Below are 10,699 nucleotides of genomic sequence, written 5' to 3'. Positions count from 1 at the left end.
CTCGGGGGTGTAGTGTCGTGTTTTCATCGTTGTATTCTCTCAGAATGTTGAGTCTCCGACAATCCCGGGGCGGTTCATGATCGATTAACACCTTATCCGTATGCTCTACCCAGTAGCCTGTATACTGATTTATGGCAAGATTTGGGAATAGTGTCTGCTCAAAGCTATCTATAATCTCGAGCTTCTTTTTATCATTGAGTTTGTCTCCTTCACCATAGTCAAATGCTAGGACACCACTTGTATATATCTTTGCAAAATTTAATCCGTTGATAACTTCAGTTGTAACTTCAGGCTCGCCTTTCAGAACACGCGCGTATCTTCTATTATTATCTTTGCCTAGTAAATAATCTCTAACAGCTCGTCCACCGCTAGATTTTCGGTTATCCTTAGCTCCTCCTCTTCGATTAAAACTGACTAGCATAGCTTTTTACCTTCTCAACTTCCTCACGCAGCAAGACTACTTCTTGCCTCAATACTTCTTGTGACACACCAAAACCATAGGTATTAATCTGCTTTGTAAGCTGATTGATGTTGTTGCAAGCGCCAGCAAAAGCTCGCATAAATTCCGGATCGACTTTTGGAGTCAGTTTTCTACTTTTGGGTATATTTGCATTAATGCAAAAGTCACGCATAAAAGGGGCAAGTGGTTTGCCGTCTGCTTTCTGTTTTAATTGTAAAAACTCGTCAATAGTGACACGTATTTTTATCGACTTCTCTCTTATAGACGGTTTAGTTCTGATTAACTTAGCCATTTTAAAATTACTCCATTATCTGTGGCAGCCCTTACTCTTGACACCTACTCAACCTATAAGTACGTCACCCCATTAATATTTTTTCTAAATGATATTCATCATAATGATTCTTGTTGTTTTTTCTCGGTTGATCCATACCTATTAATGTCCTTCTTACGTTAGACATTACTTTTAATATTTTTCTTTTCATATCATCATCTACATCTATCTACCTCACTAGTCATAAGGTTAATTTCTTTGCTTTTGGGGTTAAGGGGTTTCCCCTTACAAGACGACAGTGCAGCCTCATAACGAAGTAGAGAGGGGGCGCTGTCTGTGCTTGCTATTGATGCTAAGAGAATAGAATATATAATGCGTGGGATATAAAAGATAGGCTTTGAACAAACACTTATAGCAAGCAGACATCGCTTTATACCCTCCAAACATCGGCATATAAATGAAAATATTTATACGCTTTATATGTTTAAAGAGAGTGTGTAAAACTTAAAATTATTTGTATTATTTATGTTCCTAAAGCATTATTTATATTTGATATGGTAATAATAGAGCATGTGATTAATGAAGTTTCTGTACTCTTTTTTTTTGCCGTCATAGTCGTTTCCAATACTGATAGTAAGTGTACTTGCAGCTGATAACGTTTAGTTAAATATAAGATATTCAAAGTTATTACTATGGATATACCAATTCAAAATTAATATACGAATGTCCATATACTACTGTCATAAAAACCCTTTGACACTGTACTTTAGTGCCTCTGTTTGCTACCTATCCTATTTTGACGTTCTATAAATTTATATTGTTAACAATGTATGATACTTATATTTTGTGCTTTTTCCTCACTCTATCTTTTTCTAAACTGACAAACTTAGTTTCTAGCTATTAACAAAGACCTTCTATCTGGCAATGCTGTCGGTACCAGACTACATATGCAGTATATCGGTCAAGATAATGATGACATATCACTGTCTGGCACGCTCTATCCAGAGATAACCAATGGTATTGTCTCATTAGATGAGTTGCGAGACATGGCAGCGACTGGTAAGACTTACGCGCTCATGAATGGCAAGGGTTACTATTACGGCATGTGCTATATCACTGACATCAGTGAGACTCAATCACACTTATTGTCAGACGGTACTGCTCGTAAAATTAGTTTTAGCTTAGCACTCAAGTTGGCAGATGATAGCGAGCGTGAGCAAGTGGCCATTTTAGACCAGGATTGAGCAGACGTATAACACACATTCAAATAACGTATAGACCCCTGTTCCACGTAAAAAATGTAAGAAGATAGAGGTGGAACACCCCCTAAGAGACGTTTTAAAGCTGATTTAACCTAGTCTTATCTAATCTTTGATAGGAACTTAAGTTATGACAGATTTATTTACTCTTGGACTGGAAATTATGCATCTTTGTGTCGAACACTATGGCTTACCTAAAACGCTCTTAGGTATCGCTTTTTTCATATCGTTGTTGATTATTTTATGGCAACTACCAGAACTTATCATTGCATGGAAAAGCTAACATGAACCTATTCAAACTTACGATTGAAGGCATTGATCGCACAGCGCAGGTTGAGAAGCGCCTGATTAGGCTATCGATTACAGACAAGCGTGGTATTGGAGCGGATGAGCTATCACTGACGCTATCTGATCATGATGCCGCGCTACCCTTGCCTACCAATAGTAACGAAATAAGGCTATGGCTCACAATGCCTGAAACTGGCGACATGATAGACAAAGGCACCTTTACTATTGACCAAGCAGAGCACAGCGACACACCTGACCAGTTGCAGATCCGCGCCAAGTCAGCCGATTTTAAGTCATCATTGAAGGTAAAGCGCAGTGACAGATATCATCAGCACAAGCTTGGTGAAATAGCTTCGAGTGTGGCCAAACGTCATGACCTGATATTATCAATTGATGCGACGGTAGTGGCGATGATGATAGATCATGTCGATCAGCACCGTGAGAGTGATATCAATCTATTGCCCAGGCTTTGTGATGACCATGATTTGATGTGTACGATTAAGGCGGGGTGGCTGATTACCAAACCGATTGCCAATGCAAGATCACCTTCAGGGGCGGCATTGGGAGAAGTTACTATCACTCGTCAGTCTAGTGACAGTCATCGCTATAGTCGCGCCGATCGTACCAGTGACTATGACGAGACGACAGCTAGCTATCATGATGATAAGACTAAGCATATTAGCGTCAAAGATGGTAAGTCCAAACCGATGGACGCCCTACCAAATGACAAATCTCATGTACTGACCAAACCGGCAAAATCAAGAAATGAGGCGGTATCAAAGGTAAAAGCGAGCGCGAACAAAAAAGCTCGCCAAGTGGCGAACTTTGATTTGACATTAGCAGTAGCGCGTCCTGATATTATTGCTGATAGCACTGCCACAGGGCGAGGTTTTCGACCGTACATTGAGGAGCATTGATGGACAGTCGTAGAAGTGACACATTACCTATCAGGTAGTGGTTGTAGTACTGGCATTAAATGTGAGACTAGGGTTTAAATTTAAAAAAAATTGTCTCTCTGCTCGAGTTTTTCACCTAGTTAGTGTATCATTCTAACGTAGAGGAGATATGAAATGAACATTGAAGCAGTTGACTTATTCTGTGGTATCGGCGGTCTAACAGCAGGTCTTATTAAGTCTGGTGTAGAGGTGAAAGCTGGCTATGACATAGAGCCTTCTTGTCAGTATGGCTATGAGTATAACAATGGTGCTAGCTTTATTCTCAAAGACGTGGCAGATGTCACAGCAGATGAAATTAATAGCTGGTACTCTCAAGGCGCTATCCGCCTATTAGCAGGCTGTGCGCCATGCCAACCATTTTCTACTTATAACCAAGGGAAAGATACTACTTTAGATAAAAAGTGGCCATTGCTCTACCACTTCATGAGATTGATCCAAGAGGTTCGCCCTGAACTGGTAACAATGGAAAATGTCCCTGATGTTACCAAACATAAGGTGTACCACGATTTTGTATCCAAGCTTGAAGAACTAGGATATAGCGTATCTGCCAATAAAGTTGATTGTGTACAGTATGGAATACCACAGACGCGTAAGCGTCACGTTTTATTGGCTAGCTTAATATCTAAAAATATTAAACTCATACCACCAACACATGATAAGCCTGTAACTGTAGGAGATGTGATTAAAAACTTGCCCGTATTATACGCTGGTAAACAGAGCCCGAAAGATGCGCTACATATATGCTCAAAATTAAGTGAATTGAATATGAAGCGTATTAAAGCTTCAAAGGCAGGTGGGACGTGGAAAGACTGGCCTGAAGAATTATTAGCGGCTTGCCATAAAAAAGAGTCAGGTAAATCTTATATTAGTGTTTATGGTCGTATGGAATGGGGTAAGCCTGCCCCAACGATGACCACCCAGTGCTATGGATTTGGGAATGGTCGCTTTGGACATCCATCACAGCATCGAGCTATATCATTACGTGAAGCGGCAATCTTCCAGACTTTTCCAGAAGATTACCAGTTTTGTAAAGGTGATTTTCACATCAAATCTATCGGTAAGATGATTGGTAACGCTGTTCCTGTCAGGTTAGGCGAAGTAGTTGGAATCAGCTTACTGAGAAGCGCGTAAGTACTTTTGACGGGTTAGAAAGTTATTCAACCCGTTAAATACACCCATCAGCACAGCCTCGACGCTTTTCAAGTTATCATCAATCGTATCAACAGGCATGTTTTGTCCACATTGTGCGAAAGACTCTGACCCATGAGCCAAGGAGTTACGCTTTTGCTTAATAGCTTTTATAACTTCAGTATTCCATAACAAAGGTGTGTCATTATATCGATAAGGTAAAACACTAATACCATATTTTCTACAATATTTCTCTATTACACCACAATCAATATTACCGCTAAAAAGCTTTCTTTTATCATATCCTAAGTCTAACAATCTTTCTCTAATGTCTCCATTATCTCTAGAAAATTCTGATACTTTTTCTTCAGTCAATCCTTTACTAAAAGACTGTAGAATTACTTTATGTAGTTTTTCTGATAGGTCTAGCAGACTATGCCCTTCTTCTTTTATAGTTTCATGTATCGCATCAATAGATTCACTCATTGTCGATTCCATTAAGTTATACAATAAAAGATATGTTGAAGCTCTTAATGTTTTTTGCAGTTCCCTATCTATAGGGTAAGAAGGAAAAGTGGGATGATATCCATTTTGATTGATATGATGCTCATTGATTACACTTGGAGAAGTTATGTCTGCTAATTCTTTTACAAAAAGAACGTAATTTTTTACTTCTTGAAGCCTTATCTCAAAGTTTTCATAGGCAAACTGGAGATTTGCATTACTAATTTGCATCTACTCCACCTCATCTTCCAAACTCACTTCATCCCCTAACAGCTTATTTTTCACAAACTCTATTCTCTTCTTAATTTTTGGTCTAGAGTTACTAGCATCTGAACGTATCATCGCTAAAAAATCCGGATCTTCATACGCCCAGTAATTATCAGTTGGAGAAATACTAGAGTCCTCCGCAAGCGCTAAACTTGATCCAACAGACATGGCTTCAAAACGAATCCTAGATACTGATTTTGAAGTAGCAGATTTTCTAAAGCCGTTAGGAAAATATTTTTGAACAAACTCCAGCATATTTAAGAATTCTTTTTCTAACTCATTTTTTTTATTACTATCGAATCTCTGATCCATATCACCAATATAGTCATCTAAGAAACCAAGGACACTATTATCCTTTGTTCCATCTGTTCTTTGCCCAAAGTCTAGATATCTATCTCTATAAGCAAAGAACCTTAAAACATATTCTGTTCTTTCGCGTCTTTTTACTTTAGATTCTGGCATTGGCGTCATAGTAAGGAATTTTTCATCTGAAGCAAGCCGTCTAATGAAATCTATAAAAGCACTATCTTTTGTGCCTATCCATTTCTCCATATCAGTAAGCTTAGTCCCGCCGCTATTTAAGCGATCGAACATTAAACGTCTTGCATCTTCATCAACGTTTTGAAGTTCAATCATTCTAACAGTACTACGCTTAAAACGTTTTTGTCTGACAGGAGGTAGGTCACTAAATATACTACCTTCTAAAATTTTAAGACGTTCCATACCAATTAAAGTTAGCTTATCATTTAAATATGCATAGATGGTTTGAATTCTTTGTGCACCATCAATTACTTCTACATTACCTTCAGTGTACGGGTCTTCATCTTCATCAATGTCGGCAACGAATAGATAGGGGATAGGTAATCCTATAAGTAAAGATTCAATGAACAAAGATTTTTGCTTTTCAGTCCACACAAATTCTCTTTGATAATCAGGTATAAATATTTCAGGGTCTTGTTGTGATGGATTAAATTTCTCAGATATAACTTCAATAGGATATTCCCTGATATCAAAATCAAACTGCTTTTGGTTGTTTTTTATTTCTGCTTCAGCTTCTATGACGTCTATTTTACTAAATAGTTGGTTTTGATATGGCATGGTTATATTTCCTTTTACACATGAAAATTAATTTTGTGTATAACTAAAGTTATTATCTAAAAGTCCTAACCATTATATTTGGCGACCGTGACTTCCCAAAGCTGACTTTCATCATCAAGTTCATCAGATAACTCATTTACATTAAATAAAGGGCGCAGCTATGCATAACTGGTACTACCTTCACCGTCGTTCACTATAGTCAGTAATTGCTCACCCTCGTAATCTCCGCCGCACTGTTTGATTAAACTTGCTTAGACATCATTCCCAATGAAAGTGGCGTTTGGTTTGTTTTTTAACGGCATATGTATCTGCGGTACGGATACCATTATTAACAGTATATTGCCAATTTTCACTAGTTGCAGCTAACGGTCCATCAACTGTAGTACTGGCTATATCATTAATTCTTCTAACAACGCACCTGAACCTCTTTGATTTTAGATAACTTTACAATAGTTAATGAAAATTATTTGCAAAGTAGATGGTGTAACATTGTTCATACTTAGTTCCAAAAAATGCAATATTGAAGGAGATTACTGCGAACGAGCTAATTGGCTTGTAGATTTATGGCCATTTATTTCGAGAATCGTTAGCCAAATATTCAGGATAAATTTTAATCCTTTTGTTATGACTACTTCGAAGTAGATACAATTAGAGCCATCTGTACAATATCCTTCAACGTGTAATCCTCGTTACTTGTAGCCCCCGCTTTTTGGAATGTGTCTTCAACACGAATTAATCTTTCTAAAGCTTCGTCATAACGAGTTTCATCTCTATTTGGCAATAAACGTCTACCAAAAGATGGTTTTTCGTCACCTCTAACAACGCTGTCTAGATCATTAGCCCAGTCACGCAACGTATCTCCTGTCAATATATACATAATATCAAAACCCATATATATGAGCCTAGATAATAGAGAGGCTGGTATATCTCTTTTACCTGATTCATAGTTACGATAAGTATTAGGATGTATATCCAACTTAGAGCATACATCTAAACTCTTAAGGTTTAAACGTACCCTTTCAAGCTCAATTCTTTTGCCTATCTCTTCTAAACTAGCATTTATCATAAAAGACACTTATTTAATCGATGAAACACTTGTATGTGTAACACATTTGTATTAATATGAACTCAATCGAGTAAAACACTTCATTTAAACACACTATTAATTATAGGATATCTCAATATGCTTACTACTGCATTAACTTCTACTATCAAAGGTCAACTACAAAAGTCTAAGCGGATTTCAGTTCCCATTCGTCTACAAGTAGATGACCATAATGAGCTTAAACATCTAGCGGATATACAACAGAGATCCATGAGCTTTGTTGCTATGAGACGTTATTTAGTCGGTCGTGATCAAGAACTACTAAATAGTGAAACCTATATTAACAGTAGTGATTTAAACATCAAGAAAGGAGTGAAAAATGTTAAATAATATCGACCTCTATCCAACTCTTCATGAACAAAAACTACTACAACAAAAAGCTGCTCAACACAATATGAGCGTCACAGAATTTATTGCGGCAGTAATACGTAAAGCTATAAGCGACAAAGACGACAAAGACGACACAGACGACACAGACGACACAGACGACTCTCAGCGCATCAATAATTGATTATTAATAAATAATAAATATAACTGCTGAAAATCTCTTATATAACCACTTCAAGTCAGTTTCTATCGAGTAACTAAATGAAAGCTATGAACTCACAAGTTCGGGACGAGCTAATAACTCGTCTCACAGGGAATTTTGCGCTCAAATTTTCCTCAGATGGGCAATATCTACGTTATGGAAAATGCCCTTCATGCAATAAAAATGAGCTATTCACTGACTCTTATGCACCTTGGAATATAAAATGCGGCCGCGCCAATAAGTGCAGTTACCAAGCATCCACTCGTGACATCTACCCAGATATATTCGCCAATTGGACGCAGAAAAACCCGCCAACGCCCAGTAACCCGAACGCTACTGCCGACGCTTACCTACAAACGGGGCGTGGTTTTGATATCGTCAAATGGCAAGGCAGCTATACCCAAGAAGTGTTCAAAGACTTTTATTCTGATTTTACTTGCCCCACGGTACGTTTCAACATCACTAGCGAAGGTCAGATAGCAGGTTACTGGGAACGATTAATCGAACCTGCTACCAACATCAAAAAAGCACGCGTACAAACAGGCTTTAAATTCAAAGGACTTGCTTGGCTACCGCCGAAGCTGAATTTGCAGCATGGTGTCTGGGCATATGTAAAAGAGCTCTGGGTTAATGAAGGCATTTTTGATGCGATGGCATTGACCGAGAACGGCAAACACGCTATCAGCAATATTACCGCTGGAAACTATCCCAAGACTACGTTAGATCAGATAAAAGCTCGCCTAAACGAACTGGGTAAGCCTTATCCAAAGCTAATCTTTGGTTTAGATAATGACAAAGCAGGTCAAGAACACACGGATAAGTTAGTCGCTCGTGCCCATCAAGATGGCTGGGAGGCTAGCGCCGTGCAGTCAAGCGAGGATAGCGGCGGTCCTGACTGGAACGACTTGCATAAGCTTGGCAAACTTACCAATGCCGACTTCGAACGCTATCGTTTCTATGGGGAGCTACTGATTGCCCATACTGCAAAAGACAAGGCCTTGCTCACTTATAACCAATACGGCACTACTAGCTTTTATATGTTTTTTAATAGCTGCACCTATTGGGTAAAAGTAGACAGTGAAAGCTTTGATAAAGCCAAGCAAATGGACGCTGAAAGCGAACCGACTGAGGATCTATTCCATACTGAAGAGGAATTAAAAGAAGCTATACAGCTCTGGCATGACGACCTAATGCATTCCTGTATGACAGTCACCCAAATCATGAACTGCCAGCCACAGGCGCTCTACTATCAGTCGAATCTTGTCACTGATGAAAGCTGGTACTTCTTTCGCATCCGTACACCGCAGGGCGACTCCAAAAACACCTTTACTGGTAGCCAGCTATCTGCAGCTGGCGAATTCAAAAAACGCCTATTATCTGTCGCACCTGGTGTCATCTATCAGGGCAATTCAAAGCAGCTCGACATTATGTTAGGACGTATGATCAGTGGCATTAAGTCTGTGGAGACTATCGATTTCATTGGTTATAGCAAAGACCACCAGACATACATTTTTAATGATATCGCCATTCGCCACGGTCAGAGCTACCCGCTCAATGCCGATGATTATTTTGACTTACCAAATAATAAGAGTCTAAAAACATTAGCGGTCAGTCCAAAAATCAAAATCGGAGACCCTCCCAAAGACCCAGAAAACTGGCTAGCTGACATCATATCTGGCTGGGGTGTTCAGGGTGTTATTAGTCTGGTCGGCTTCACAGGTAGTCTATTCGCCCAGCAAATACGCGATCGTCAAAAGTCCTTTCCATTTTTAGAGATCGTTGGCGAACCTGGTACCGGTAAATCGACATTACTCAGCTTTTTTTGGCGTCTCATTGGTCGTGATAGCTATGAAGGTATTGACCCCAATAAAACAACCAAGGCTGGTCGTCTCCGTTCATTGTCACAAACATCCAATATGCCCAGCGTATTTATCGAGTCTGACCGCGATGGAGCTGGCACTGGACGCAATAGCCAGTTCAACTGGGATGAACTAAAGAACTTATATGATGGCGGCACCATTGGTACACGTGGCGTTAAGTCCGCAGGCAACGAAGTATATGAGCCACCATTCCGTGGCACTATCATCATTAGCCAAAATTTACCCGTTGTAGCGTCCAAAGCTATACTAAGTCGTATCTGTCATATGTTTTTTACATTAGAACATCAGACTCTCGACTCGGAAGCAGCAGCACGTCGTATTGAAAGCTTGCAAACTGAAGATATAAGTCATTTTTTAGTCGATATTCTTAAACTAGAAGAGAAAATTCTTGAGACTTTTTTTAAAACGAAAATTGAACATGAACTTTGGTTAAAAGATAAAGGGATTAAAACGTTTCGGGTGGCACATTGTCACGCACAGTTATTAGCTCTGTTTGACGCTTTCAAAACTCACCTACTTCCTAGTCTTCTCTCTATTGAAGATTCTATGAAAGAAGAAGTATTCAGTATGGCAAAAGAGCGTGACCGGACTTTAGATATCGAGCATCCACTCAATATTCAGTTTTTTGATGTTCTAGATAAGCTTAATACACCGCCACAATTAATGGAGGGCAATCATATATTACGCAGATTACATCTCAACCACAGTAAAAAAAATGACCTATTGGCAATCAGTATGCCAGAAGTATATCGGCTAGCAAATGAGCAGCGATATAACCTTCCACCACAGAGCGAAATGCAACAAGCTCTAAAACAGTCTAGAGAGTATAAGTTTATTGCAGCTAACAAAGTTGTAGATTCAAAAAACATCAATCGAAGTATCCGATGTTGGGTGTTCGAGCAATCTAAAACTCAACCAATCAACTAACCAAACTCCACCAACAAGTGAGTCAAT

At 39.0% G+C, this 10,699-nt stretch carries 11 protein-coding genes and 1 pseudogene; 7 read left to right on the top strand and 5 right to left on the bottom strand.

Annotation, left to right across the window (positions count from 1 at the left end; all coding sequences use genetic code 11):
- Together ACTXGH_RS02990 and mobC are read right to left on the bottom strand one after the other, a co-directional pair.
- Nucleotides 1-421, bottom strand: a pseudogene (locus tag ACTXGH_RS02990) (hypothetical protein); the annotation flags it as partial.
- On the bottom strand, nt 405-752 hold the full coding sequence (gene mobC / locus ACTXGH_RS02985) for a plasmid mobilization relaxosome protein MobC (protein WP_439297049.1): 348 nt from the start codon (nt 750-752) through the stop codon (nt 405-407). The pseudogene ACTXGH_RS02990 and the gene mobC, both read right to left, overlap by 17 nt.
- A gap of 878 nt (nt 753-1,630) precedes the next feature.
- On the opposite strand from mobC, the gene ACTXGH_RS02980 reads away from it, so the two are divergent.
- The 4 genes from ACTXGH_RS02980 (at nt 1,631) to ACTXGH_RS02965 (ending at nt 4,365) form a co-directional block, all read left to right on the top strand.
- Entirely contained in the window at nt 1,631-1,975 is a 345-nt protein-coding gene (locus tag ACTXGH_RS02980) for a phage tail protein (RefSeq protein WP_439297069.1), read from the top strand.
- A 145-nt stretch (nt 1,976-2,120) separates the two neighbouring features.
- Entirely contained in the window at nt 2,121-2,273 is a 153-nt protein-coding gene (locus ACTXGH_RS02975) for a hypothetical protein (protein WP_180958139.1), read from the top strand.
- Nucleotide 2,274: 1 nt separating this feature from the next.
- Nucleotides 2,275-3,195: a contractile injection system protein, VgrG/Pvc8 family gene (locus ACTXGH_RS02970; protein ID WP_439297050.1), complete on the top strand. Its 921-nt coding sequence runs from the start codon at nt 2,275-2,277 to the stop codon at nt 3,193-3,195.
- Nucleotides 3,196-3,348: 153 nt separating this feature from the next.
- Nucleotides 3,349-4,365, top strand: coding sequence for a DNA cytosine methyltransferase (locus ACTXGH_RS02965; protein ID WP_439297051.1), 1,017 nt, complete (start codon nt 3,349-3,351; stop codon nt 4,363-4,365).
- Here ACTXGH_RS02965 and ACTXGH_RS02960 read toward each other — a convergent pair.
- From ACTXGH_RS02960 to ACTXGH_RS02950, 3 genes are all read right to left on the bottom strand, one after another.
- A complete protein-coding gene (locus ACTXGH_RS02960; protein WP_439297052.1) occupies nt 4,348-5,097 on the bottom strand; it encodes an MAE_28990/MAE_18760 family HEPN-like nuclease in 750 nt (249 codons plus the stop codon). The genes ACTXGH_RS02965 and ACTXGH_RS02960 overlap by 18 nt on opposite strands.
- The gene (locus ACTXGH_RS02955; RefSeq protein WP_439297053.1) at nt 5,098-6,231 is read right to left on the bottom strand and encodes a DUF262 domain-containing protein; all 1,134 of its coding nucleotides are present in this window, start codon (nt 6,229-6,231) and stop codon (nt 5,098-5,100) included.
- A gap of 628 nt (nt 6,232-6,859) precedes the next feature.
- A complete protein-coding gene (locus tag ACTXGH_RS02950) occupies nt 6,860-7,297 on the bottom strand; it encodes a helix-turn-helix domain-containing protein (protein ID WP_439297054.1) in 438 nt (145 codons plus the stop codon).
- A 117-nt stretch (nt 7,298-7,414) separates the two neighbouring features.
- On the opposite strand from ACTXGH_RS02950, the gene ACTXGH_RS02945 reads away from it, so the two are divergent.
- The 3 genes from ACTXGH_RS02945 to ACTXGH_RS02935 all read left to right on the top strand — a co-directional run bounded on the left by ACTXGH_RS02945 (nt 7,415) and on the right by ACTXGH_RS02935 (nt 10,672).
- Nucleotides 7,415-7,666, top strand: a complete 252-nt coding sequence (locus tag ACTXGH_RS02945) for a hypothetical protein (protein WP_439297055.1) — start codon at nt 7,415-7,417, stop codon at nt 7,664-7,666.
- On the top strand, nt 7,656-7,847 hold the full coding sequence (locus tag ACTXGH_RS02940; protein WP_439297056.1) for a hypothetical protein: 192 nt from the start codon (nt 7,656-7,658) through the stop codon (nt 7,845-7,847). The genes ACTXGH_RS02945 and ACTXGH_RS02940 overlap by 11 nt, the downstream gene beginning before the upstream one ends.
- A 77-nt stretch (nt 7,848-7,924) precedes the next feature.
- Entirely contained in the window at nt 7,925-10,672 is a 2,748-nt protein-coding gene (locus ACTXGH_RS02935) for a toprim domain-containing protein (protein ID WP_439297057.1), read from the top strand.
- Nucleotides 10,673-10,699 lie beyond the last annotated feature (27 nt).

This window comes from Psychrobacter sp. 1Y10, from assembly GCF_052259005.1.
Lineage (GTDB): Bacteria > Pseudomonadota > Gammaproteobacteria > Pseudomonadales > Moraxellaceae > Psychrobacter > Psychrobacter saeujeotis.
The sequence above is the reverse complement of the archived record's forward strand: the minus strand, read 5'-3'. Positions and strand labels throughout refer to the sequence as shown.

Excerpts from the sequence above, each read along its gene's own strand:
- mobC (WP_439297049.1), bottom strand. The coding sequence starts at position 752 with ATGGCTAAGTTAATCAGAACTAAACCGTCTATAAGAGAGAAGTCGATA.
- ACTXGH_RS02975 (WP_180958139.1), top strand. The coding sequence starts at position 2,121 with ATGACAGATTTATTTACTCTTGGACTGGAAATTATGCATCTTTGTGTC.
- ACTXGH_RS02970 (WP_439297050.1), top strand. The coding sequence starts at position 2,275 with ATGAACCTATTCAAACTTACGATTGAAGGCATTGATCGCACAGCGCAG.
- ACTXGH_RS02965 (WP_439297051.1), top strand. The coding sequence starts at position 3,349 with ATGAACATTGAAGCAGTTGACTTATTCTGTGGTATCGGCGGTCTAACA.
- ACTXGH_RS02960 (WP_439297052.1), bottom strand. The coding sequence starts at position 5,097 with ATGCAAATTAGTAATGCAAATCTCCAGTTTGCCTATGAAAACTTTGAG.
- ACTXGH_RS02955 (WP_439297053.1), bottom strand. The coding sequence starts at position 6,231 with ATGCCATATCAAAACCAACTATTTAGTAAAATAGACGTCATAGAAGCT.
- ACTXGH_RS02950 (WP_439297054.1), bottom strand. The coding sequence starts at position 7,297 with ATGATAAATGCTAGTTTAGAAGAGATAGGCAAAAGAATTGAGCTTGAA.
- ACTXGH_RS02945 (WP_439297055.1), top strand. The coding sequence starts at position 7,415 with ATGCTTACTACTGCATTAACTTCTACTATCAAAGGTCAACTACAAAAG.
- ACTXGH_RS02940 (WP_439297056.1), top strand. The coding sequence starts at position 7,656 with ATGTTAAATAATATCGACCTCTATCCAACTCTTCATGAACAAAAACTA.
- ACTXGH_RS02935 (WP_439297057.1), top strand. The coding sequence starts at position 7,925 with ATGAAAGCTATGAACTCACAAGTTCGGGACGAGCTAATAACTCGTCTC.